Source organism: Marinobacter sp., assembly GCF_035268745.1.
GTDB lineage: Bacteria > Pseudomonadota > Gammaproteobacteria > Pseudomonadales > Oleiphilaceae > Marinobacter.
Genome location: NZ_DATFKH010000023.1, coordinates 1 through 23,776, shown reverse-complemented (window position 1 = coordinate 23,776; position 23,776 = coordinate 1). Strand labels below are relative to the sequence as shown.

At 58.6% G+C, this 23,776-nt stretch carries 18 protein-coding genes, 1 other RNA gene and 3 pseudogenes; 20 read left to right on the top strand and 2 right to left on the bottom strand.

Annotated elements, in window-relative coordinates:
• The 12 genes and pseudogenes from VJ956_RS01325 to VJ956_RS01270 all read left to right on the top strand — a co-directional run.
• Positions 1-120, top strand: a pseudogene (locus VJ956_RS01325) (2OG-Fe(II) oxygenase); the annotation flags it as partial.
• Positions 121-195: 75 nt separating this feature from the next.
• Positions 196-292, top strand: an RNA gene (gene ffs / locus VJ956_RS01320) — signal recognition particle sRNA small type.
• A 118-nt stretch (positions 293-410) separates the two neighbouring features.
• On the top strand, positions 411-2,129 hold the full coding sequence (gene dnaX / locus VJ956_RS01315; RefSeq protein WP_324080784.1) for a DNA polymerase III subunit gamma/tau: 1,719 nt from the start codon (positions 411-413) through the stop codon (positions 2,127-2,129).
• A gap of 61 nt (positions 2,130-2,190) precedes the next feature.
• Positions 2,191-2,511 carry a YbaB/EbfC family nucleoid-associated protein gene (locus VJ956_RS01310; RefSeq protein WP_324080782.1) on the top strand — a complete coding sequence of 107 codons (321 nt, stop codon included), beginning with the start codon at positions 2,191-2,193 and terminating at the stop codon, positions 2,509-2,511.
• A 33-nt stretch (positions 2,512-2,544) separates the two neighbouring features.
• Positions 2,545-3,147, top strand: a complete 603-nt coding sequence (gene recR / locus VJ956_RS01305; RefSeq protein WP_324080780.1) for a recombination mediator RecR — start codon at positions 2,545-2,547, stop codon at positions 3,145-3,147.
• Between the two features lie 18 nt (positions 3,148-3,165).
• Positions 3,166-4,272, top strand: a complete 1,107-nt coding sequence (locus VJ956_RS01300; protein WP_324080778.1) for a ribonuclease D — start codon at positions 3,166-3,168, stop codon at positions 4,270-4,272.
• Complete coding sequence (locus VJ956_RS01295) at positions 4,269-4,592, top strand: YcgL domain-containing protein (RefSeq protein WP_324080777.1); 324 nt, start codon at positions 4,269-4,271, stop codon at positions 4,590-4,592. Before VJ956_RS01300 ends, VJ956_RS01295 begins: the two co-directional genes overlap by 4 nt.
• The gene (locus tag VJ956_RS01290) at positions 4,589-5,035 is read left to right on the top strand and encodes a YcgN family cysteine cluster protein (RefSeq protein WP_324080775.1); all 447 of its coding nucleotides are present in this window, start codon (positions 4,589-4,591) and stop codon (positions 5,033-5,035) included. Before VJ956_RS01295 ends, VJ956_RS01290 begins: the two co-directional genes overlap by 4 nt.
• Before the next feature lie 3 nt (positions 5,036-5,038).
• Complete coding sequence (locus VJ956_RS01285) at positions 5,039-5,383, top strand: hypothetical protein (protein ID WP_324080772.1); 345 nt, start codon at positions 5,039-5,041, stop codon at positions 5,381-5,383.
• A 35-nt stretch (positions 5,384-5,418) separates the two neighbouring features.
• On the top strand, positions 5,419-7,281 hold the full coding sequence (locus VJ956_RS01280; protein WP_324080770.1) for a vWA domain-containing protein: 1,863 nt from the start codon (positions 5,419-5,421) through the stop codon (positions 7,279-7,281).
• Between the two features lie 94 nt (positions 7,282-7,375).
• On the top strand, positions 7,376-8,218 hold the full coding sequence (locus VJ956_RS01275; RefSeq protein ID WP_324080768.1) for a MoxR family ATPase: 843 nt from the start codon (positions 7,376-7,378) through the stop codon (positions 8,216-8,218).
• Positions 8,219-8,240: 22 nt separating this feature from the next.
• Complete coding sequence (locus VJ956_RS01270; protein WP_324080767.1) at positions 8,241-9,419, top strand: VWA domain-containing protein; 1,179 nt, start codon at positions 8,241-8,243, stop codon at positions 9,417-9,419.
• Positions 9,420-9,652: 233 nt separating this feature from the next.
• Here VJ956_RS01270 and VJ956_RS01265 read toward each other — a convergent pair whose 3' ends face one another.
• Positions 9,653-10,138 carry a MaoC/PaaZ C-terminal domain-containing protein gene (locus VJ956_RS01265; RefSeq protein ID WP_324080765.1) on the bottom strand — a complete coding sequence of 162 codons (486 nt, stop codon included), beginning with the start codon at positions 10,136-10,138 and terminating at the stop codon, positions 9,653-9,655.
• Between the two features lie 185 nt (positions 10,139-10,323).
• Here VJ956_RS01265 and VJ956_RS01260 point away from each other — a divergent pair, with 185 nt between their 5' ends.
• The 8 genes and pseudogenes from VJ956_RS01260 to cysB all read left to right on the top strand — a co-directional run bounded on the left by VJ956_RS01260 (position 10,324) and on the right by cysB (position 23,530).
• A complete protein-coding gene (locus tag VJ956_RS01260) occupies positions 10,324-11,997 on the top strand; it encodes an AMP-binding protein (protein WP_324080763.1) in 1,674 nt (557 codons plus the stop codon).
• A 61-nt stretch (positions 11,998-12,058) separates the two neighbouring features.
• Positions 12,059-15,769: pseudogene (gene hrpA / locus VJ956_RS01255) on the top strand (ATP-dependent RNA helicase HrpA); the annotation flags it as partial.
• A gap of 73 nt (positions 15,770-15,842) precedes the next feature.
• Positions 15,843-16,964 carry a beta-ketoacyl-ACP synthase III gene (locus tag VJ956_RS01250; RefSeq protein ID WP_324080759.1) on the top strand — a complete coding sequence of 374 codons (1,122 nt, stop codon included), beginning with the start codon at positions 15,843-15,845 and terminating at the stop codon, positions 16,962-16,964.
• A gap of 149 nt (positions 16,965-17,113) precedes the next feature.
• A complete protein-coding gene (locus VJ956_RS01245) occupies positions 17,114-17,932 on the top strand; it encodes a VacJ family lipoprotein (protein WP_324080757.1) in 819 nt (272 codons plus the stop codon).
• 23 nt (positions 17,933-17,955) lie between these two features.
• Positions 17,956-19,629 (top strand): ExeA family protein, encoded by a 1,674-nt coding sequence (locus VJ956_RS01240; protein ID WP_324080755.1) that lies wholly within the window; start codon positions 17,956-17,958, stop codon positions 19,627-19,629.
• A 1-nt stretch (position 19,630) separates the two neighbouring features.
• Positions 19,631-20,287 carry a general secretion pathway protein GspB gene (locus VJ956_RS01235; RefSeq protein ID WP_324080753.1) on the top strand — a complete coding sequence of 219 codons (657 nt, stop codon included), beginning with the start codon at positions 19,631-19,633 and terminating at the stop codon, positions 20,285-20,287.
• Positions 20,287-22,422 (top strand): ATP-dependent DNA helicase DinG, encoded by a 2,136-nt coding sequence (dinG, locus tag VJ956_RS01230; RefSeq protein ID WP_324080751.1) that lies wholly within the window; start codon positions 20,287-20,289, stop codon positions 22,420-22,422. Before VJ956_RS01235 ends, dinG begins: the two co-directional genes overlap by 1 nt.
• Positions 22,423-22,552: 130 nt before the next feature.
• Positions 22,553-23,530, top strand: a complete 978-nt coding sequence (gene cysB / locus VJ956_RS01225) for an HTH-type transcriptional regulator CysB (protein WP_324080750.1) — start codon at positions 22,553-22,555, stop codon at positions 23,528-23,530.
• A 138-nt stretch (positions 23,531-23,668) separates the two neighbouring features.
• Here the strand turns inward: cysB and VJ956_RS01220 are convergent.
• Positions 23,669-23,776, bottom strand: a pseudogene (locus tag VJ956_RS01220) (phosphoadenosine phosphosulfate reductase); the annotation flags it as partial.

Below are 23,776 nucleotides of genomic sequence, written 5' to 3'. Positions count from 1 at the left end.
CGCATGGCGGTTTTCATGAGCGAGGAAATCCCCCACGAAGTACTGCCCGCCGCGCGCACCCGCTACAGCCTTGCCTGCTGGTTCCGCCAGGATGAAATACCGCTGCCGCTGTCGATCTAGCGTTGTAGTACACAGGGCCTTTTGCTAATATGCGCGCCGCTCCGGGGATTTCGTCCCCGGACGTTATGGTGGCTCCGCCGGTGCCTCCGCAACGATATACCGTGAACCCGGTCAGGCCCGGAAGGGAGCAGCCGAAGCGGTGGACTTGTGTGCCGGAGTGTTGCTGGTGGAGTCACCCCCACCTTGATTTGGGGTCAGACCCCAATCCATTTCGACCGGCAAAATGCACTGGGGTCTGACCCCCGACCGTGCTAAGGTTAAGCCCGTTTTTCAGCGGCGGTTGATGGAATATGAGCTATCAGGTTCTGGCCCGTAAATGGCGCCCTCATACCTTTCAGGACATGGTCGGCCAGGAGCACGTTCTTCAGGCTCTGATACATGCTCTGGACAACCAGCGCCTGCACCATGCCTATCTGTTTACCGGCACCCGCGGTGTCGGCAAGACCACCATCGGGCGGCTGCTGGCCCGCTGCCTGAATTGCGAATCCGGCGTTACCGCCAATCCCTGTGGCACCTGTTCCAGCTGCACGGAGATTCAGGAGGGGCGCTTTGTTGATCTGATCGAGATTGATGCCGCCTCCCGCACCGGCGTGGACGACATGCGCGAACTGACCGACAACGTCCAGTACGCGCCGACTCGCGGCCGCTTCAAGGTGTATCTGATTGACGAAGTCCACATGCTGTCCAATCAGTCCTTCAATGCCTTCCTGAAAACCCTGGAAGAACCTCCCGAGCACGTCAAGTTCCTGCTGGCGACCACTGACCCGCAGAAGCTGCCGGTAACGGTTCTGTCCCGGTGTCTGCAGTTCAATCTCAAGCGTATGACGCCAGAGCATATTGCCGGGCATCTGCACCACGTGCTGACTGAAGAACAGATCCCGTTCGAGGAGCCGGCGCTGTGGTTGCTGGCCCGCGCCGCCGACGGCAGCATGAGGGATGCCCTCAGCCTGACCGACCAGGCCATTTCATTCGGCAATCAGACCCTCAACAGCAGCGATGTCAGCAATATGCTGGGCACGATTGATCAGGGGGATATTGCCCGGCTGGTGGATGCCCTGGTGGCAGAAGACGGCCCGGCATTGCTGGCGGAAATCCAGCGCATATCGGAGTTTGTTCCGGATTACAGCATCATTCTGGCGGACCTGTTATCACTGTTCCATCGGGTGACCATGGAGCAGGTTGTGCCCGGCAGTGCCGATAATTCGCTGGGTGATGCCGCCATGGTCCAGAGCCTTGCCCGCCAGGTCAGCGCCGAAGACGCCCAGCTTTTTTATCAGGCCGCACTGATCGGCCGCAAAGACCTTGCGATCACGCCGGATGCGCGTATGGGTTTCGAGATGACGCTGCTGCGAATGCTGGCCTTCCGCCCCGGATCCGATCGCCGGCAGCCTCCCTCAGGTGGCAACGCCGCGGATCGCACCGGAGGAGAGAGCCCGGACGAGCCCGAGCCTGAAACAGTCCAGCAACCACAACCACAACCGCAACCTGAACCGCAGCCCGAGCCAGTTCCCGGGCCGGAAGTTCAGCAGGCCGTGCCCACGCCGGAACCTGCCGGAAACCCTGCGAAACCTGATCCGCAGCCAGAGCCGGAGCCCGAGCCGGAGCCAGAATCAGAGCGGGAGCCATCCGATTTTCTCTGGGAGCGGGATTTCCGTAGTCTCGAGATTGTCGGTATGCCCGGCAATCTGGCCAGCAACGCCGCCATGACGCGTTCCGGTGATAATATTGTGCTGACCCTGGATGAGGGCCACGCCCGGCTTCTGAACCCCCGCCATGAGGAAAAAATTGTTGAGGCGTTGAGGAATCGGTTTGGCGACGCCACCCATATAGAAATAAAGCGGGGCAATACCAATGGCAGGACACCGGCGGTCTGGGAAGAGAACCGGCGGCAGGAGCGTCAGGCTGCTGCGGAAGCCGCTATTCATCAGGATCCGTTGGTAAAATCGATTGTCGAACGCTTCGAGGCACGGGTTGTCGAAAGCAGCATCCGGCCCGGCAAACCGGGTTGATCCGGCGCCCTGACGACGCTTGAAAAAAGACGTTTTAACAGTAACAGAGAGGACAGTAACGATGGACAATATGGGCGATTTGATGAAGAAGGCCCAGCAGATGCAGGAAGAAATGAAGAAGGCTCAGGAAGAGGCGGCCAAAGCTGAAATCACCGGTGAATCCGGCGCCGGGCTGGTCAAGGTGACCATGAACGGCCGTCACGACGTGCGCAAGGTGGATATCGACCCATCCCTGCTTGGCGAGGAAAAAGAGATTCTCGAAGACCTGCTGGCAGCGGCCGTCAATGACGCGGTGCGGCGCGTGGAAGAGAACCAGAAGGAAAAGATGTCGGGCATGATGTCCGGGATGGGGTTGCCCCCCGGTTTCAAGATGCCGTTCTGAACCGGGGTGAGAGAGGTTGACTGAGGAGAGTCCATGGCGTTCAGTCCATTGGTAGACGAGCTGGTTGAGTCGTTGCGCTGCCTTCCGGGGGTTGGCCAGAAAACCGCCCAGCGGATGGCGTTTCATCTTCTTGAACGGGGCCGTAGCGGCGGTTCCCGGCTGTCTGAGGCACTGGACCAGGCGATGACCGGCGTGCGTCGCTGCGATAGTTGCCAGAATTTCTCCGATACCGCCATCTGTGGTATCTGTCATACCCCCGAGCGCCGCAACGGTACGCTGTGCGTGGTCGAGAGCCCGTCGGACCTGCTCGCTATCGAGCAGGCCGGGGACTACCGGGGCAGCTATTTTGTGCTGATGGGTCATCTTTCCCCCATCGACGGCGTAGGTCCTGAGGAAATCGGCATCGAACGGCTGCTTGCCCGGGTTGGCGAAGAGGGTGTCACCGAGCTGATTCTGGCGACCAACCCCACAGTGGAAGGTGAGGCGACGGCCCATTACATTGCCGACCGCCTGGATAGCAGGGAAATCCTGATAACCCGGCTGGCCCATGGTATTCCGGTGGGGGGCGAGCTGGGTTATGTCGATGGTTTCACCCTGACCCACGCTTTCCGCGGTCGTAAACCGCTGGCGGACTAGACTTCAACGAGCCCTGTTATGGAACCAGAATGGATCACCGAGCCGGCCGCGCTGGACAACTGGCTTGACGCTCACCCGGATGAGCCCCTGGCGCTGGACACCGAATTTGAGCGGGTCAGCACCTTTTACCCCATTCCCGGCCTTGTCCAGCTTGGCCTGGGGCAGGAGTTCCGGCTGGTGGATCCGGCGGTTGCCGAGGCCAGTGCCCGGTTCCGGGCCATAATGGCCGATCCGGATCGCCCCAAGCTGCTTTATGCCATGAGTGAAGACCTGGAACTGTTCCGCCACTGGCTCGCGCTGGAGCCGGCGGGCGTTATCGACCTGCAGATCGGCGCGGCCATGGCCGGCGCCGGATTCTCCATGGGCTACGCGAAGCTGGTAGAAAAGCTGTTCGGTGAAACCCTTGACAAGTCCGCGACCCGTTCCGACTGGCTGTCCCGCCCCCTGTCTGCGGCCCAGGAACAATACGCCACTGACGATATCCGGTTTCTGGAGCCGATCCGGGAATGGGTCTGGAATGAACTTGGCAGCAGGCACCTGGTTGGCGCCCTGATTGAGGAATCCTCCCGTTTCGCGGCAGACCTTGCCCGCCAGGATGACCCCGCAAACCATTACCTCAAACTGCGCGGTGGCTGGACCCTGAGCCGGCAGCAGCAGGGTGTGCTGAAAGCGCTTGTGTGCTGGCGTGAGATGGAATCCCGCGAGCGCGACAGGCCGCGGGGCCGGGTGGTGGCGGATGCTCTGCTGATCGCTGTTGCCGAGAAACTGCCCGGCTCGGTCAGGGCGCTGGCTGATGTTCAGGGCTTGCCGGCGGTGGTTGTGCGACGCTATGGCGATAGAATAGTCGAGCTGATCCGGGAGGCCGCCAGCGCCGATAACTCCGCAGTTGCAACCATACCGGCGCCGCTGTCCCGCGAGGATCAGATGCTTTACAAACGACTCAGGCGGCTGATGATTGAAGCCGCCGAGACCCGGGATATTCCGGTCGAGCTGCTGGCTCCCCGGAAAAGACTCGAAGCCGTGGTCCAGACCCGTGATCTGGGTGCCGGCCTGTTCAGCGAGGGCTGGCGGCAGCAGGTGATCGCGCCGGTACACGGCAGACTTCAGGAAGTACTGAGCTCATGACCGAAAAGACTTTTGTAGCCGTGTTCCGCAGCAGCAAGAAGCCCGATACCTATTTATACGTGAAAAGGGGCCAGGCCTGGGACGACCTGCCCGAGAGCTTGAAAGGCATTTTTGGCAAGCCGGTACACGCCATGGACCTGGTTCTGACTCCCGACCGCAGGCTGGCAAGAACCGATGGCAGGCAGGTACTTGAAGCCATAGCCGACAAAGGATTCTTTCTGCAGATGCCGGAAGAGCAGAGTGGATATGTGATAGATTTCCGGACAAAGCCGGAACAGCAGAGCAGTGGCAACGCTGAAGGCGAAGAGAGCGGCCAATGATTGCAGAAATACCCTTCTGGCAGCGCAAACGTCTGGGAGAAATGAGCGCCAGCGAGTGGGAGTCCCTGTGCGACGGCTGCGGCAAGTGCTGCATGGCGAAGCTGGAAGATGAAGACACCGGCGAGGTGTTCTACACCGATCTGGTATGCCGGTATATGGATCAAGATAGCTGCGGCTGTACGGTGTATGAGCAACGGCTGGAAAAAGTGCCGGCCTGTACCGTGCTGACGCCGGACACCATCGACCAGTTCTATTGGCTGCCCCATAGTTGCGCCTATCGCCGGCTGGCAGAAGGTCGGCCGCTTGCGCCCTGGCATCCGTTGCTTTCGGGTGACCCGGATTCGGTTCATCAGGCGGGCATTTCGGTACGTCACCGGGTGCAGTCAGAAGCGTCGGTTCCAGAGCAAGACTGGGAAGAACATATTATACACTGGGTTATATAAATCATGATGGATGCTGAAACCAACTTTGCTTATGGCCTGTTCTGGGTGATTTACCTGATCGCCTTTGTGGTCTTCTTTTACGCCATTGTGCGACCGTTTCGCATTATTCCGGTTTACGGTATCCGCACCCTGCTGCAGGCAGCGCTGGTGGTTGTGCTGCTGACACCAGTGGAATCCAGTGAAGCTCCGGGCTGGTGGATGCCGGCCTGGCTTCATGCCGGCTATGAAACCATTCTCGGGCAGCCGGACGAGGCCGGCCGGGCGATTCTGAACCTTGGTATAGCGGCCATTATCATGCTGCTGGTGTGGATACTGGATATGGTCCGGTATCGCCTGGTCAAGCGCTGACAGCCGTCAACATGCTTAACAGCCCCGGAGTGAACATGCGAACACTGCCTGCCTTACTGCTGCTGATATTGGTTGTTTTTACCCCCCGGACTCACGGTCAGGAGGCGGACTCACTGCAGATACCCGGGCAGGGTGACGTTCGCATCATCGTTGATATTTCCGGCTCCATGAAAGCCAACGATCCCGACAACCTGCGCCAGCCCGCCGTCCGGCTGCTGGCCAGAATGCTGCCGGAAGGCGCCAGTGCCGGGGTCTGGACCTTTGGCCAGTGGGTGAACATGCTGGTAGCCCATGGTCCTGTAGATGAGGCCTGGCGTGAGAATGCCGTTGCCCAGTCCCGGAAAATCAACTCGGTGGCGTTGCGGACAAATCTGGGTGAGGCAATCGAGAAAGCCAGTGCTCCATTTTTCAGCAGCGAAGATCTCGGCAATACGGATTTTATTCTGTTGACCGATGGTATGGTCGATCTGTCTGACGACCCGGCGGTGAATGCGGCGGAACGCCAGCGAATCCTCGGGCCTTTGCTCGACAGGCTGATGGGGCGTGACGCCACCCTGCATACCATCGCGCTGTCGGAAGAGGCGGATCTGGCCATGCTCAGAGCGCTGGCCGCTGACACCGGCGGGCAGTTTTCACTGGCGTCCTCTGCCGAGGGTCTGAGCCGGGCCTTTCTCAAGGCCCTGAACGCGGCGGTTCCCCAGGACCAGGTTCCGCTGGATGAAGAGGGCTTTGCGATAGACAGCGGCGTCGAGGAATTCACTGCGCTGGTTTTCTGGGGCGAGGACGAAACGTCCGCCACCCGCTCGTTTGAGCTGATTGGCCCTGACGGCACTGGTTTCTCGAAGAGTTCGGTTGCCAGCAACATGCGCTGGGCCGCCGAAACCGGATACGACCTGATTACCGTGACCGAACCGGCAGCCGGGCAATGGCAGGTCAAGGGCGAGCTGGGGGAGGGCAGCCGGGTCACGGTGGTCAGTGATCTGCGCATGGTGGTCAGCCCGGTGCCGCCGGCTTTTGATGAAAATAATCCGATTGCCCTGAAGATCGCGTTTTTTGAGGAACAGACAAAAATCCAGAACCCGGATTTCCTGCAGGTGATCGATGTGATCGTTCGCCTGACGGCCAGTGATGGTCGCAGCGGTTCCAAGATCCTGAGCGAGGACCAGCCGCCGGAAAGCGGACTCTACACGGATCAGATCGAAAGACTGCCAAACGAAGGCGATTACGAGATCGAAATAATTGCCGATGGCACCACGTTTTCCCGCCGCTTTTCCGGCGTGATCCGTTACATTGCGCCGGAAACCGGTGCAGTCGCAACGCCGGTTTCAGCCCCCGACCCCGATGCCGAACCTGAAGACTCGCCCGGGGTAACGGAAAGTCCGGGCGCCGCGATACCGGAGCCGGCTGTTGCCGGCCCGATCGATATCAGCGCCGTCGAGACGCCGCCAGCCGACGAGGCTCAACTGGCGGAGGAAGAGCCTGCCACTGAGCCCGAGCCTGCCCTCGAGGGTGTCCCTTTATGGATCTGGGGCCTGACTGGTGGGCTTGGGCTGGTATTTGTGGCCGGCGGCACCTGGTTCTGGTTGCGGCGCAGAAATGCCGATCAGGCTGAGCCTGTCGCAAAAACCAGGGAAAAGGAACAAATCCCTGAGCCCGAACCTGAACCCGAGCCTGAACCCGAGCCTGAACCCGGGCCTGAACCCGAGCCTGAACCTGAACGGGAGCCTGAAGAGGACGATGAAGAGGAATTTGGTCTGGAAGATTTCGACATTTCGGAGTTCGGTGATCTTGTTGATGACCGGGAGACCGACCCGCAGGACAAAGATTCTGAATCCGGGCGAAGGCAGCAATCCGATGGAAAGTCAAAGCCCGGGAACAAGCCGGGAAAAGGGCAGTGAAGGCTCCCCCCTTATCATCAGACCGAGTCTTCTCTATACTTGGGTGCTGATTCAAACAGTCGTTTAATCCGTTTACCAGACAGGAATTACGCCCATGAAGTTTACCGGTACTGACAGATACGTCGCGACGGATGACCTGCAAATGGCGGTCAACGCCGCGATTACCCTGCAACGCCCGCTGCTGATAAAGGGTGAGCCAGGTACCGGCAAGACCCTGCTGGCCGAGGAAATGGCCCTGGCGCTGGGCATGCCGCTGATTCCCTGGCACATCAAGTCCACCACCAAGGCCCAGCAGGGCCTGTATGAATACGATGCGGTTTCCCGGCTCCGTGATAGTCAGCTCGGTGATGAGAAGGTCAAGGATATCAGCAATTACATCATCAGGGGCAAGCTCTGGGAGGCCTTCGAATCGGATGAGCAGGTGGTCCTGCTGATCGACGAGATCGACAAGGCGGATATCGAGTTTCCCAACGATCTCCTGCTTGAACTCGACCGCATGGAATTCTACGTCTACGAGACCCGGCAGTTTGTCCGCGCCAACAAGCGCCCGGTGATCGTGATCACCAGCAACAATGAAAAGGAACTGCCGGATGCATTTCTTCGCCGCTGTTTCTTCCATTACATCAGCTTCCCTGATCACGGCACCATGCAGCACATTGTGGATGTTCACTTTCCGGGTATTCAGCAGCAGGTGGTGCGGGATGCACTGGAAGTGTTCTTCGACGTGCGCAAGGTGCCCGGCCTGAAAAAAAAGCCGTCCACTTCAGAGCTGATTGACTGGCTGAAGCTGCTGATGGCCGATGAACTATCCGCCAAGATGCTGCACGAGAAAGACACCGGCTCTGCGTTGCCGCCCCTGTATGGCGCGCTCGTGAAGAACGAACAGGATGTGCATCTGTTGCAGAAGCTGGCGTTCATGGCACGCCGCCGCAGCTGAAATCCGGCAAGAGCGACACCTTATGCTGATTGATTTTTTTCTGGAAGTCAGACGGGCGAAAGTACCTGCCAGCCTGCGGGAGTTTCTGGATCTGCTTGACGCCCTGCAGAACAGGCTGGCCTTTGCCAGTATGGAGGAGTTCTATTATCTGGCCCGGGTCTGTCTGGTAAAGGACGAGCGCCATTTTGACAAGTTTGACCGCGCCTTCGAAGCCTATTTCGAGGGTATAAAGAATCTGGACGATCTGATGGAAGCGCTGATTCCGGACGACTGGCTCAGGGCCGAATTCGAGAAGCAGCTGACTGAAGAAGAGAAGGCGAAAATTGACTCGCTGGGCGGTCTTGAGGAATTGATTGAAACCTTCAAGAAGCGCATGCAAGAGCAGGAGGAACGCCACCAGGGCGGTAACAAATGGATCGGTACCGGCGGCACCTCGCCGTTCGGCGCCAACGGTTACAACCCGGAAGGTTTCCGCATCGGCCAGAACAAAGGCCGGCACGGACGGGCGGTCAAGGTCTGGGAAAAGCGTGAATTCCGGGATCTGGATGACAGCGTCACCCTGGGTATCCGCAACATGAAGGTGGCCATGCGCCGGTTGCGCAAATTTGCCCGCCAGGGCGCCGCCGACCAGCTGGACATGGATGACACCATCCGTTCAACCGCACGTAATGCCGGCTATCTGGACCTGAAGATGGTGCCGGAAAAGCATAATGCCGTGAAGGTGCTGATCTTTTTTGATGTGGGAGGTTCCATGGACCCGCACGTCCGGGTCTGCGAAGAGTTGTTCTCCGCCGCGCGGATGGAATTCAAACACATGGAGTATTTCTACTTTCATAACTTCGTTTATGAAAGTGTCTGGAAAAACAATATCCGCCGGATGAATGAATCCATAAGTACCTGGGAAATCCTCAACAAGTACACGCCGGATTACAAGGTTATCTTTGTCGGCGACGCCAGCATGGCGCCATACGAAATATCCCATCCCGGTGGCTCGATCGAGCACTGGAACGAAGAGGCCGGTGCCACCTGGTTCCAGCGCATAACCGATCACTTCCGCAAAGTGGTCTGGCTGAATCCGTTGCCCGAGAGCTTCTGGGGTTCGGGCGGCTCCATGGGCATGACGCGCCAGCTGGTCAACGATCATATGTATCCGCTGACCCTGGAAGGCCTCGAGTCCGCCATGAAGCAACTGAGCAAATAAAAAAAAACGCCGATGCGTTGAGGGCATCGGCGAAGCTCGGTATATCAGACGGAGCCGGAAAACCGGCCCTCAGGTTTTTCTTAGCAATCCCCGGGCCAGGTAAAAAAAAGCTCTTTAAAACATTGGCCTGAAGGAAGTTGAGCCGCTGCTGCTTTCCGGTTTCGCGTTTTTTCAGCTGCGGCTGTCAAAATTTCCGACGCTGTTGAATGTGATTTTGATCCCTGGCCGGGACACTAGTACTCAATGATGATCCTGGGCAGTCGTGGTTTCGGGACTGACAGTTTTTTGGCCGGCGCTATGACTTTGGCCTCTCCGATGGCTATCTGCTCACCGTTCTGGTTGCGGACATCACAGGACAGGAAGACCAGGTTCATGCGGGCCTTGCGGATGACCTTGAGGTTGACGGTCAGGGTGTCGCCCAGTCTGGCCGCCTGCTTGAATGTCAGGTTCTGCTCCCGATAGATGCTGCCGGGGCCGGGCATCACTGTGGCCAGGGCTGCCGAAACCAGCGAGCCGCTCCACATGCCGTGAGCAATTCTCTCCCTGTATTCGGTCCCTGCTGCATATTCCGGGTCCAGGTGCACCGGGTTTACATCACCGGAAACCGCTGCAAACAGCACCAGTACATCTTCCGTGAGAGTTCTTTCATAGGTAGCGGAATCGCCTTCCTGGAGCTCGTCGTAGGTAATGTTTTCCATGATGTCGAGAGTGTCACTCATCGTTCGCTCCGCTGAGTCTTGGATGTGTTTATTGAAGCTACCGCCAGGGCCTGAAAACTACCTCATCGTTCCCAAAACTGCTATTCTCACACGGAATTTCCAAAGCTTAGACCTTCGTATAACAAAGCGCGTAACAAATACAAAGTGTGCGACCAATAAAAACAAGCACCGAACAGGAGATTGGGATGGATTTTGAGCAGTTCTATCAGGACAAGTACCCCGCTGGTGTTCCCCGCAATGTAGACCTGGACAAATACACAAGTATGGTCGATGTGTTTGATCAGGCAGTGAAAAAATTCGCGGAAAGGCCGGCTTTCAGTGCCGTGGGTGCGACCCTGACCTACAAGGATCTCGATACCCAGAGCCGTAATTTTGCCGCCTGGATCCAGAACCGCACGGACCTCAAACCGGGTGACCGGATTGCGGTTCAGATGCCCAATGTCTCCCAGTATCCGGTGATTGTTTTCGGTGCCATGCGGGCCGGCCTGATTGTGGTCAACACCAATCCCCTTTATACCACCCGCGAAATGGAGCACCAGTTCAACGACTCCGGCGCAAAAGCCCTGGTAGTGCTGGCCAATATGGCCCATAACGCCGAAAAAGTGCTGCCCCAGACCGGCATCGAACACGTGATTGTGAGCGAGCTTGCGGATATGCATTCGCCGTTGAAACGCACGCTGATGAATGCGGCCGTCAAGCATCTGAAGAAGATGGTGCCGGCCTATAACCTGCCCCGGGCTCACAAGCTGCCGGCGGTTCTGAAGGAGGGCAGCGGGGAAAAGTTCACGCCGGTGGCAACCAGCCAGGATGATATCGCGGTACTGCAATACACCGGCGGCACTACCGGCGTCGCCAAGGGCGCCATGCTGACCCACGGCAATCTGGTCGCCAACCTGCTGCAGGCCCGGCCGATGATGGGTGACTCGATCGAGGAAGGCAAAGAAATCGTGATTGCGCCCTTGCCGCTCTATCACATCTATTCCTTCACCCTCAACTGCGGCATCATGCTGGAGGCCGGTGCCCACAACGTGCTGATCCCGAATCCCCGCGACATTCCGGGCTTTGTGAAAGAACTCAAGAATCACCGGTTCACTGCGTTTCTGGGTCTGAACACGCTGTTCGTGGCACTTTGCAACAACGAAGAATTCCGGGGCCTGGATTTCAGCAGCCTGAAGCTTACCTCGTCGGGCGGTATGGCACTGACCAGTGACACGGCCAAAATGTGGCAGCGGGTGACCGGATGTGAAATCAGTGAAGGCTATGGCATGACCGAAACCTCGCCGGTTGTGACCTTCAACCCGAGTGTTGCGATTCAGCTGGGCACCATCGGTCTGCCGATTGCCAACACGCTGGTCAAGACGCTTGACGACGACGGCAACGAAACGCCGGTCGGTGAAGCCGGTGAGCTCTGTGTGAAAGGCCCTCAGGTCATGCGTGGATACTGGCAGCGGCCCGAGGATACCCGCAAATCATTTACCGATGACGGTTACCTGAAGACCGGTGATATCGCACTGATTCAGGAGGATGGCTATATCCGGATTGTTGATCGCAAGAAGGACATGATCATTGTCTCCGGCTTCAACGTCTATCCCAACGAAGTGGAAGATGTGATAAGCGGTCACCCGAATGTGGTTGAGTGCGCCGCAGTCGGTGTACCGGATGACAGGAGCGGCGAAGCTGTGAAGGTTTATCTGGTTGCCACAGAGGAGAGTGTCAGTGAGCATGAGCTCAAGGAATACTGCCGTGAGCGTCTGACCGCCTACAAGGTGCCCAAGGCTTTCGTGTTCCGCGATGAGCTGCCGAAAACCAATGTTGGCAAGATTCTGCGCCGCGAGCTTCGAGACGAGGCCAACGCCTGATCAGACATACCAAGCTGAAAGAAAACAGGCGGACACGTCCACTTTCCTACTCATTAGCATGATGCAGAAACCGATAACTTTTCCGGAATCACTGCCGGTCTCTGATCGCGTAGATGATATTCAGCGGGCGATTTCAAACCATCAGGTAGTGATCATTGCCGGGGAAACCGGCTCTGGTAAAACCACCCAGATTCCGAAAATCTGCCTGAATATGGGGCTTGGCATCGAGGGGCTGATCGGCCACACCCAGCCCCGCCGTATCGCTGCGCGGACGGTCGCCGCGCGCATTGCAGAAGAGCTGGGCGAGCGCACCGGGGAGCAGGTGGGTTATCAGATCCGCTTTACCGATACCACCTCGGACCAGTCACGGCTCAAGGTGATGACCGATGGCATTCTGCTGTCTGAAGTCCAGCACGACCGGTTTCTGAAACGTTACGACACCATCATTATCGATGAGGCTCACGAGCGCAGCCTGAATATTGATTTTCTGCTGGGCTACCTGAAACAGCTGTTACCAAAGCGGCCTGATCTGAAAGTCATCATTACCTCGGCCACCATTGAGGTTGAGCGCTTCAGCGAGTTTTTCGGCGACGCACCGGTGATTGAGGTCAGTGGTCGTACTTTCCCCGTGGATGTCCGCTATCGCCCGCTGGCTGGGGACGAGGATGACCGGGATCAGAGCTGGAGCGACGGCGTTCTTCAGGCCATTGAAGAAATCGAGCAGCATGAGCGGGCCGACAAACAGCCGCCCGGTGATGTCCTGGTATTCCTGCCCGGCGAGCGGGAAATCCGCGGTCTGAGCAAGACCCTCCGCCACGCCGAATTGCGGCACACCGAGGTGTTGCCGCTGTATTCGCGCCTGAGCAATCAGGAGCAGAACCGGATATTCCAGAGCCATCCCGGCCGGCGGATCGTCCTGTCCACCAACGTTGCCGAAACTTCGCTGACGGTGCCCGGTATCCGCTACGTGATTGATACCGGGGTCGCCCGTATCAGCCGTTACAGTGTGCGCTCCAAAATCCAGCGCCTGCCGATAGAACCGGTATCCCAGGCCAGTGCCAACCAGCGGGCGGGGCGCTGTGGCCGGGTTGCCCCCGGGATCTGCTTCCGGCTTTACGATGAAACCGACTTTCTGAACCGCCCGGAGTACACCGATCCGGAGATCCTGCGAACCAATCTGGCGTCGGTCATTCTGCAGATGGCCACCTCAGGCCTTGGCGAGATTCGCCGTTTTCCCTTCCTCGAGCCACCGGACCGCCGCCTGATCAACGATGGCTACAAGCTGCTTGAAGAGCTCAGCGCGGTAGACGACAAGCGCCGGGTAACCCGGCTGGGCCGTACCATGGCCAGGCTGCCACTGGACCCGCGTCTGGCCCGCATGCTGGTCACTTCATCCGGGCAGGGCAGTCTGGCGGAAACCCTGGTGGTGATTGCCGGGCTGAGTGTGCAGGATCCGCGGGAGCGGCCCCAGGAAAAACAGCAGGCGGCGGATCAGGCCCACGCCCCGTTCAATGACAAGGACTCGGATTTCCTGAGCCTGCTGAACATCTGGAACTTCTTCGAGGAACAGCGCCAGGAACTGTCCCAGAATCAGCTCAAAAAACTGTGCCAGAAAAATTTTCTGTCCTGGATGCGGATGCGGGAATGGCGCGATATTCACCGCCAGCTGACGCTGATCTGTCGTCAGCAGAAACTGCAACTGAATCGGGAAACGGCCAGCTACGCCGCGCTGCACAAGGCGATCCTGTCCGGTCTGCTTGGTCAGGTGGCGGTGAAGATCGAAAAAAAGGAATATTTGGCCACCCGCAACCGCAAGGTACTGATATTTCCCGGCTCTAAAGTCTCGAAGTCCTCACCGAAATGGATCGTGGCCACCGAAATTGTCGAGACCAGCCGCGTCTTTGCACGCATGGTCGCAAAAATCGAGCCGGACTGGATTGAGCCGCTGGCTGGCCACGTGGTGAAGCACCATTATTTCGAGCCACACTGGGAACAGAAGCGGGGTCAGGTGATGGGGTACGAAAAGGTGACCCTGTATGGCCTCGATATTGTGTCTGCCCGGCGGATTCCCTACAGCAGGGTTGACCCGGCAGAGTGCCGTAATCTGTTCATCCGGCGGGCGCTGGTGGAAGGCGATTATCAGTCGAAAGCGCCATTCATCGCCCGCAACCGCGAGCTGCTGGACTCGGTCGAGGATCTGGAAAAAAAGACCCGGCGGCGGGATCTGCTGGTGGACGACGAGACCCTGGTCGCATTCTACGACCAGCGTCTGCCCGCTAACATTGTCAGCGGTGCCCATTTCGAGCGCTGGTGGAAGCAGCTTGATGAACAAACCCTGCGCTCGCTGGAGCTGGCGGAATCAGACATTCTCCAGCGCCCGGTGGATGAACAGGCAGATTCGCTGTATCCGGACTTTCTGGAGTGGGAAGGCGTCCGCTACCCCCTGAGCTACGAATTCGAGCCCACCAGTGAGCGCGACGGGGTAACGCTTCAGGCGCCGATCATGGCATTGAAACAGCTGCCGGCCCGGCGTCTGGAGTGGCTGGTTCCCGGCCTGTTGCGGGAGAAATGTATCGCCCTGGTGAAAGGTTTACCCAAGGCCCTGCGGCGGAACTTCGTTCCGGTTCCGGACTTTGTCGATGCGGCGCTGGAAAATCTGCAACCATCCAACGAGCCCCTGACCCTGCAGCTGGCCGAGCAACTGCGCAAAATGACCGGCGTCCGGATTCCGCCGGAGGCCTGGTCCGAGGCGGAGCTGCCCAATCATCTTCGCATCAATCTGCGGGTAGTGGACGATGCCGGCAAGCCGATTGCAGAAGGCCGGGAGACCGAAAGTCTGCAAAATGAACTTGATGGCCGGGCCCAGGATGCGCTGGCCCGGGCCAGTTCCGGTCAGAGCCGGGAAACCAGGGCCAGGCGTTCAACTGAATGGGAATTCGGTGATCTGGCGCACACGGTCACCACCGAAAAGGGTGGCATGGAAGTCACGGTTTATCCGGCGCTGGAAGATATGGGCGATTCGGTGCGACCCGTTCAGTGTCTTGATCCGCTCACCGCCGAAGACTCGACCCGCCGGGCCGTTGCGCGGCTGATGCTGATCCGGTTTGGTAATACCCTGGATGGGCTGGAGCGCAAGCTGCGTTACTTCAAGGATTCAGCATTGATGTTCGCCCCGGTGGGCCAGTCCCGGATACTGCTGGACGACCTGCTGGTGTCCACGGCCATCGAGCACTTTTTGAGTGATGGCCTGCCCAGATCAGAATCGGGTTTTGATCAGTGTTTTGATGAAAAACGGTCCGATTTTATTCCGGCTCTGGAAGCCGCCGATGAGCGCCTGCACCAGGCAATGACCGGCTACCATTCAGTAATGAAACAGCTGAAAGGCAAGATCGACCTGGCCCTGGCCAACAGCATGGCGGACCTTAAATTCCAGATGCAGAACCTGGTGTATCCCGGCTTTCTGGTGGAGACACCTTCCCGCTGGCTGGCCTGTTTCAGCCGTTACTTCGAGGCCGCGGGTATCCGCTACGAGAAAATGCGTCGGGAAATGGGCCGGGAACGGGAATTTCTGCATACCATCGAGCCGTTATGGGCCCGTTATGCCGCCAAACGCGAGCAGCAGAACCGGCAGGGTGTTCGCGATCCGGAACTGGTTTTGTACCGGTGGATGCTGGAGGAATTCCGGGTATCGTTTTTTGCCCAGCAACTGGGCACGGCCGTGCCGGTTTCGGTAAAGCGTCTCGACCGGCAGTGGGCGCGGACACGGGTTTGAGGACTGTGTTAATATCTGGTGCAGAGCCATGACGTTTTTATATCTTTACATCAGATTCTGACGAGGAGTTAGCGTGATCAAAGCCGTCATCAGCGGAACCGGGCTATACACGCCGCCAGCAACCATCACCAACGATGAACTGGTCACTGCGTTCAACGCCTTTGTTGAGCGCTACAATGCAGAACACGCCAATGAGATTGCCAGCGGCGAGCGCGACGCACTGGAACCCTCGTCATCCGCTTTTATCGAGAAGGCGTCAGGTATAAAGCGCCGCCATGTGATAGATAAAGAGGGCATTCTGGACCCGGAACGCATGTGCCCGAACATTCCGGACCGGCCCAATGACGAACCATCAATCCAGTGTGAAATGTCGGTGGCAGCCTGCAAGGGAGCCCTTGAACAGGCCGGGAAAATGCCTGCCGATGTCGACGCGGTGATTGTCGCCTGCTCCAACCTGCAGCGCGCTTACCCGGCTGTTGCGGTCGAGGTGCAGGCTGCGCTGGGAGTCGAGGGCTTCGCCTATGACATGAACGTGGCCTGCAGTTCCGCCACCTTTGGTCTGCAGGCTGCGGTGAATGCGGTCGAGAACGGCTCGGCGCGGGGGGTTCTGGTGGTCAGTCCGGAAATCTGCTCGGGACATCTCAATTTCCGTGACCGCGACAGTCATTTCATCTTTGGTGATGCCTGCACCGCGATTCTGGTGGAGCGAGAGGAAAATGTGGCCTCCGGTGAAGGTTTTGAAATCCTCGGAACCAGCCTGAAAACCGTATTCTCCAACGCCATCCGCAATAACTTCGGGTTTCTGAACCGGGCCGACAAGTCCGGCATTAACAAGCCTGACAAGCTTTTTGTGCAACAGGGGCGGAAGGTGTTCAAAGAAGTGTCGCCAATGGTTGCGGAAACCATGCTGAAGCAGCTGGCATCGCTGTCGCTGGAAGCCAAAGAACTCAAACGCATGTGGCTGCATCAGGCCAATCTGAATATGAACCAGATGATTGCCCGCAAGGTGCTGGGCCGGGATGCAACCAGCAAAGAGGCACCGGTCATTCTGGATGAATACGCCAACACCAGCTCAGCCGGCTCCATTATTGCCTTCCACAAGAACAAGGATGACTTTACCATCGGCGACCTGGGTGTTATCTGCTCATTTGGTGCCGGCTATTCCATCGGCAGTGTGGTAGTCCGTCGGCGCTGACCTGAAGCGGTTTACGTCGCCTTTTGCGTATAAAACATCCGACGTTACGTCCATGAGCGTATGATGAGTGGCGAGACTGGTAATGTTTTCCCTGTCGGAGTATGTTCGGACCCTGACAGTGGCTGGATCAAACAACTTCAGGTCAGCGAATGAAGCACAGAGCAACGCGGCGCAACGCCCTTTCGATAATTCCCTGGAGACCCCTCTGGATCTTGCTGGTATTGGCGTGCAGTCCGGTTTCAGTGCTGGCCCAGACCGTGGTTCAGCCGGTGGACGAGTCTTCCGGGCCGGAAATGGGTCAGGACACCACGTCAGAAAAAGACCCCTATGAAAACTGGAACCGTAAAGTCTACCGGTTTAATGAGTTCATTGATGACTGGTTTCTGCGTCCGGTTGCCAGCGCCTACCGGACCGTCATGCCGTCGTTTGCCAGCCGGGCGGTCACCAACTTTTTCAGCAATCTGGGCGAAGTCGGCAATCTGGCCAACAGTATCCTGCAACTGAAACTTGAATCAGCGGTAGTGGCAACAGGGCGGTTCACCTACAACACCGTTTTCGGGCTGGGTGGGCTTATCGATGTGGCGACGGTATTTGACCTGCCGGAACGGTCGGAGGATTTTGGCCAGACCCTGGGTTACTGGGGAGTCGGTTCCGGGCCCTATCTGATGCTGCCGTTCCTGGGCCCGTCCAGCCCGCGGAACTTTAGCGGAATGTTAACGGACACTCTGGTGTTGCCGTCGCCATGGGATCTGGCGGAAGAACGGGAAGTCTACCTGGGGCGGAGCCTTCAGCTTGTTGACCAGAGGGCCGCCCTGATCGCGGCAGAGGGTTTCATTTCCGGCGATGCCTACGTGTTTGTCAGAAATGCCTACCTGCAGCGCCGCGAATTCCTGATCAACGATGGCCGAACCCTCAATGATCCTTTTGCCAGTGGCAACGACGAAGATCTCATGCTTGATGATTTCTGATTCCCGTTCCGGAAAGGCCTGAGATGTACTACGAGTTCTTCGGTTTTCGTGAACCCCCTTTTTCGATTGCCCCCGACCCCCGGTATCTCTATCTGAGCGACCGCCACAAAGAAGCGCTGGCACACCTGATGTACGGGGTTCAGGGCCAGGGTGGCTTTATTGTCATCACCGGCGAGGTGGGCACCGGCAAAACCACGGTCAGCCGCTGTTTTATCGAGAATGTGCCGGATCATGTCGATATTGCGCTGGTACTGAATCCGAATCTGTCCGCCCCGGAGCTATTGTCTGCGATCTGCGACGAGCTGGAAATCGCGCATCCGCCACAGGCCTCGGTCAAGACCCTGGTCAGCCTGATCAATGACGATCTGCTGGCGGCCTATGCCGCCGGCCGTCACAAGGTGCTGATGATTGACGAGGCTCAGAACCTGTCGGCTGCCGTACTGGAACAGTTACGGCTGCTGACCAATCTGGAAACCTCCGAAAAAAAGCTGTTACAGATTGTGCTGCTGGGCCAGCCGGAATTGCAGGACATGCTGGCACTGCCGGAACTGCGTCAGCTCAACCAGCGAGTGACGGCACGTTACCATCTTGACGGGCTGGAGCGGCGGGAAATCGAAGCCTATGTTCGCTATCGGCTGGGGGTTGCGGGCCTGAAGGGGGAGATCTTCAGTGCGGGTGCGATCAAGGCGCTGTATCGCTATAGCCAGGGCATTCCCAGGCTGATTAACCTGATCAGCGACCGGGCGCTGCTGGGGGCCTATTCGGAAGGCGAGCACCAGATCACCGCTGCCCATGTCCGCAAGGCGGCGTCCGAGATCAATGGCCGCGCCGGCGGCAACCCGGGACGCAGCAGGGCCGGGCGTTTCATGCCAATAGCGATGCTGGGTGGCAGCGCCATTCTGGCAGTGATTCTTACCCTGCAATGGGTGAATGGCTACGCGCCCGTTGCCGGAGACCCGGATCCGGTTGTGGTTGCCGGCAATCCGGAATTTGTTGGCGCCATCGAGCGAACAGATGCTCAGGAAAAACCGCAGAATGCGGACGCTGTGGCCGCAGACCCAGGCCGGGAATCATTCAGTTTTGATGACCGGATGGGGTCCCTCGGCGAGGCCTTTGAAGGTCTGTTCGGAATCTGGGGTAGTGAATATCAGGTATCCCGTTCACCCATTGCCTGTAATTTTGCTGAAAGCGAGGGCCTGAAATGTCTGGAAACCCGAATGTCCCGGCAGGGGCTGGTGTTTCTCAACCGTCCTGCCATCCTGCATTTACGGGACAGCTCCGGCCAGACCGGTTTTATCGTGTTGAAATCCCTGCGTGGTCAGACTGCGCGTATTGCCACCACTGATGGTGAGCGGACGGTCGGATTCGGCAGTATCGAGCCTTTCTGGTACGGCCAGTTTACGGTGCTCTGGAAATTACCGTCGTACCAGCAGGCCAGCCGGGAGGCCTGGTTGAGTGCCCGGCTGATGGAGCTGGCAGGCCAGCAGGCGGGCAGCCGGACCGAAGAGGATCGTGTGGTGCGGATGAACACCGATGACCAGGTTCGCTGGTACCAGGCGAAAAAGGGGCTGAGTGTTGACGGCATTGCCGGGGCCATGACCATCATCCAGATGCATAACGATCTGGAGGCGCCGGTGCCACGTCTGGACAGTGCCGTTGATCAGGACCCCCGGAGCGACCGGAACGGGGCAGGTTGAGATGTCTTATATTCTTGATGCATTGCGTAAATCCGAATCAGAGCGCCATCAGGGCAAGGTTCCCGATCTGGGCCAGCAGGTGCAGTTCGTTCACAAGCGCCGGAAAAAATCGTCGCCGCTGGTGGTGCTGGTTGCGGCGGCTCTGGTGCTCAATGCGGTGGTTCTTGCAGTGGTGTTCTGGCCGGAAACGCCTGTGCAATCTGTGATGCCAGCCCCTCAGCCGGCGGTCGAACCGGAGCCGGCTCCCGCGCCTGAACCCGAACCCAAAGCTGAACCCGTGCCTGAGCGCGCGCCTGAACCCATGCCCGAACCAGAGCCAGTCGCCCGGGAGCGGCCCACTATCATTGTTCCTTCACCCGCCAGCAGCGGTCAGTCGGCGCGCGCCGGGGTCGCCGGTGTTAGTTCCGGCCCGGTTCCGCACCTGGTGGAAATGCCCCTGGCGTTCCAGAGATCGGTGCCGGATCTGGTTTTCAATAGCCATATCTACGCCTCCGACCCCTCTGCCCGTCGGGTTATGATCAACAACAACTATCTGAAAGCCGGGGATTCGTTTGACGGCATTCAGGTGCAGCAGATAACCGAGGAGGGTGTGGTGTTAAGCCTGAGTGGCCGGTCTTTCCGGGTAGGCAGCATGCGCGACTGGGTGAGGCCAGACTAGTGTCGCTAACTGATGATACCAAACAGACGATTCAGCAGGCCTACCGTGATGTGCTGGCGGGTAAGGATATCAAGGCCCGCTACGGCCAGCGCCTGATGATTGCCGAAATTGCCCGCTACATGGGCGGCATCACCTCCGCTGACGGTCAGCGCACGTCGCCACCGGCTGCCTGTGTGGTCGAGGCAGGTACTGGTACCGGTAAAACCCTGGCCTATCTTGTTGCCGCCATCCCGGTTGCCAAAGCCCTGGGTAAAACCCTGGTGATCTCCACGGCAACGGTTGCCCTGCAGGACCAGATCGTTAACAAGGATCTGCCGGATCTGCAGAAACACAGCAGGATGGACTTCAACTGGACCCTGGCCAAGGGCCGTGGCCGCTATCTTTGCCTTTCCCGCCTGGAGACCCGGTTACACGATGAGGGCAATGGCGACAGCGACACCATGCCGTTGTTCCTGATCGATCAGCCCGGCCAACAGGAGCCCGGCACCCGAGCCTTTTTTGAGGAGTTGCTGGCCAGCTATGGCGCGCGGAAATGGGACGGTGACCGGGATCACTGGCCGGATCAGATCCCCGACGATATCTGGCGCCAGGTCACCACCGATCACCGCCAATGTACCAACCGCCACTGCTCCTATTTCGACAGCTGCGCCTTTTTCGATGCCCGCAAAGAGCTGGATGACGCCGACATCATTGTCGCCAATCACGATCTGGTGCTGGCCGATCTGGCTCTGGGCGGCGGCGCCATTCTGCCCGAGCCCGAGAACGCGCTGTTCATCTTTGATGAAGCCCACCATCTGCCGGAAAAGGCACTCAATCACTTTGCCGCGTCTGTGCCCCTGAACTCGACCCGGCAGTGGCTGAAGCAGCTGTCCCAGGCACTGGGCAAGATGCAGCCGTTTTTCAGCCCCGGCACCACCGCCGCCAAATCCATCGATAAAATCAGTACCGCGTCCCGGGATCTTGATATTGCCCTGTCTGATATCTATACCGAGGCGGAACACAACACCGGCTGGGAATTCAACGAAGAGCGCCGGTCTGCGCAGTGGCGGTATCCGGAAGGGGAGCTTCCCGCGACGCTGGCAGAGCTTGCGGAGGCGTCGCGGGTTACCACCGCCGCGCTGGTGCGTCAGCTTGGGGTAATGGTGGATGAGCTTCAGACCGCATTCGATGAACGCAAGGAAAGCGACATTGACCGCGATACCGCCGAGGCCTGGTATCCGGTGGTCGGGTCTTTCCACAGCCGGGCGGAAGATCAGTTCCGGCTCTGGACCGCCTGGTGTGATAACGGCAAAACGTCCGGGCCACCGGCCGCGCGCTGGGCAGTACGCCAGCGCTGGGACCATGCCGAGGATATCACCTTCTTCAGCAGCCCGGTGCTGGCAGATAACCTGCTCTTTACTCGCCTCTGGTCCCGGGCATTCGGTGCCGTGCTGACCAGCGCCACACTGACGGCACTGGGCCGGTTTGATCGCCTGAAAAACCGCGCAGGCCTGCCGGAAGACAGCCGGTTCGTGGTAGTGCCCAGCTCTTTCCGGTATCAGCAAATGGCCACCGTCGAAGTGCCTGCGCTTAAAGTGATGCCCACGGATAACGGCTTTACCGACGCTCTGATCGAGCGGCTGCCGGAGTGCTGGGCCGGTGAGAGGGCAACACTGGTGCTGTTCACTTCCCGTCGGCAGATGAAGCAGGTGCACGAAAGACTGGCACCGGAATTCCCCGGGCTTATTACAACCCAGGACGATATGTCCAAGGGTGAGGTATTGCGTCGTCACTGCACGCGGGTGGATGAGGGCCTGCCCAGCGTGCTGTTTGGCGTCGCCAGTTTTGCCGAGGGTATTGACCTGCCCGGGCATTACCTCAGCCACGTGGTGATTACCCGCCTGCCATTCTCGGTGCCGGATGACCCGATTGAAGCCAGCCTGGCTGAGTGGGTGACATTGCGCGGTGGCAATCCGTTTATGGAGATCACCGTGCCGGATGCTTCGATCAGACTGGTGCAGGCGGTTGGCCGGCTGTTGCGAAAAGAGTCGGACACCGGCAGGGTCACCATTCTGGACCGCCGGATCATTACGCGCCGCTACGGCCAGCTGTTGCTGGATGCGCTCCCGCCGTTTCGCAGGATCATCGAGCCATAAGTTTCGGCTGGCTGCGTTTACCGGTTTTTGGTCTAGACTGAGGGAACAGGTATACGATTAAAGAATGAAAACAGCGCCTGTTATGCGTAGGGTCCTTTCATAATCAGTGGTGACAGGAGCAACACAGTCGATGAAGCTACAACAGCTACGTTACATCTGGGAAGTAGCACACCACGAGTTGAACGTCTCGGCAACGGCGCAGAGCCTGTTTACCTCGCAACCCGGTATATCCAAGCAGATCCGCTTACTGGAGGACGAGCTCGGGCTGGAAGTCTTCGCCCGCAGTGGCAAACACCTGACCCGTATTACGCCCGGTGGCGAGATCATTATCCGCGAGGCCGGCGAGATTCTGCGCCGGGTGGAAGGTATCAAGAAAATCGCCCAGGAGTTCAGTAATCAGCGCAAGGGCGATCTCAGCATTGCCACCACTCATACCCAGGCCCGCTATGCACTGCCGCCGGTTATCAGCGGGTTTATTGAGGCCTTTCCCGATGTCTCCCTGCACATGCATCAGGGCACGCCCATGCAGATTTCCGAGATGGCGGCCAATGGGGCAGTGGACTTTGCCATCGCGACCGAGGCCATGGAGCTGTTCAATGATCTGATCATGATGCCCTGCTATCGCTGGAACCGCACCGTGATTGTGCCGCGGGACCATCCACTGGCGCAGGCCCCGGAACTGTCGCTCAATGAACTGGTGAAGTTTCCGCTGGTAACCTATGTGTTCGGGTTTACCGGCAGGTCCAAGCTGGACGAGGCATTTCAGGCCCAGGGTCTGACCCCGAAAGTGGTGTTCACCGCCGCCGATGCAGACGTCATCAAGACCTATGTCCGCCTCGGGTTGGGCGTGGGAATTATTGCCAGTATGGCCTTTGACGAGGCCGCAGACCCGGACCTGGTAGCGCTGGATGCCAGAAAGCTGTTTCGCCCCAGCGTGACCAGAATCGGATTCCGGAAGGGCACTTTCCTCAGGGGATACATGTACGACTTCATCCAGCGCTTTGCCCCGCACCTTACCCGGGAGCGGGTCGATGAAGCCGTTAGCCACCAGGGCAGCCGGTCGGAAATCGAGGCGCTTTTCGCCGACGTAGAGCTTCCGACATACTGATGAGCAGGAAAGCAGGCGGATACGTCCATTCAGGACACGCCGTAAATACATCCATGTAGGCTCGGATGCAGCATCCCTGCTACATACGGTCCTGAATGGACGTACCCGCCTGCTTTCTTTGAGTTTAGTGCTAACCGGTTACTGACGGCTAATCAGGTTGCCGGCGTGCAGCCCGCACTCTTTGCGGGTGGCTTCCTCCCACCACCAACGGCCCTCGCGCTCGTGCTGGCCGGGCAGGATCGGGCG

What these genes read in the sequence shown, in the direction of transcription:
- VJ956_RS01275 (WP_324080768.1), top strand. Translation starts at nt 7,376, where the DNA reads ATGAAGTTTACCGGTACTGACAGATACGTCGCGACGGATGACCTGCAA.
- VJ956_RS01295 (WP_324080777.1), top strand. Translation starts at nt 4,269, where the DNA reads ATGACCGAAAAGACTTTTGTAGCCGTGTTCCGCAGCAGCAAGAAGCCC.
- VJ956_RS01240 (WP_324080755.1), top strand. Translation starts at nt 17,956, where the DNA reads ATGTACTACGAGTTCTTCGGTTTTCGTGAACCCCCTTTTTCGATTGCC.
- VJ956_RS01290 (WP_324080775.1), top strand. Translation starts at nt 4,589, where the DNA reads ATGATTGCAGAAATACCCTTCTGGCAGCGCAAACGTCTGGGAGAAATG.
- VJ956_RS01310 (WP_324080782.1), top strand. Translation starts at nt 2,191, where the DNA reads ATGGACAATATGGGCGATTTGATGAAGAAGGCCCAGCAGATGCAGGAA.
- VJ956_RS01265 (WP_324080765.1), bottom strand. Translation starts at nt 10,138, where the DNA reads ATGAGTGACACTCTCGACATCATGGAAAACATTACCTACGACGAGCTC.
- VJ956_RS01280 (WP_324080770.1), top strand. Translation starts at nt 5,419, where the DNA reads ATGCGAACACTGCCTGCCTTACTGCTGCTGATATTGGTTGTTTTTACC.
- VJ956_RS01300 (WP_324080778.1), top strand. Translation starts at nt 3,166, where the DNA reads ATGGAACCAGAATGGATCACCGAGCCGGCCGCGCTGGACAACTGGCTT.
- VJ956_RS01235 (WP_324080753.1), top strand. Translation starts at nt 19,631, where the DNA reads ATGTCTTATATTCTTGATGCATTGCGTAAATCCGAATCAGAGCGCCAT.
- VJ956_RS01260 (WP_324080763.1), top strand. Translation starts at nt 10,324, where the DNA reads ATGGATTTTGAGCAGTTCTATCAGGACAAGTACCCCGCTGGTGTTCCC.
- recR (WP_324080780.1), top strand. Translation starts at nt 2,545, where the DNA reads ATGGCGTTCAGTCCATTGGTAGACGAGCTGGTTGAGTCGTTGCGCTGC.
- dnaX (WP_324080784.1), top strand. Translation starts at nt 411, where the DNA reads ATGAGCTATCAGGTTCTGGCCCGTAAATGGCGCCCTCATACCTTTCAG.
- cysB (WP_324080750.1), top strand. Translation starts at nt 22,553, where the DNA reads ATGAAGCTACAACAGCTACGTTACATCTGGGAAGTAGCACACCACGAG.
- VJ956_RS01245 (WP_324080757.1), top strand. Translation starts at nt 17,114, where the DNA reads ATGAAGCACAGAGCAACGCGGCGCAACGCCCTTTCGATAATTCCCTGG.
- VJ956_RS01270 (WP_324080767.1), top strand. Translation starts at nt 8,241, where the DNA reads ATGCTGATTGATTTTTTTCTGGAAGTCAGACGGGCGAAAGTACCTGCC.
- VJ956_RS01285 (WP_324080772.1), top strand. Translation starts at nt 5,039, where the DNA reads ATGATGGATGCTGAAACCAACTTTGCTTATGGCCTGTTCTGGGTGATT.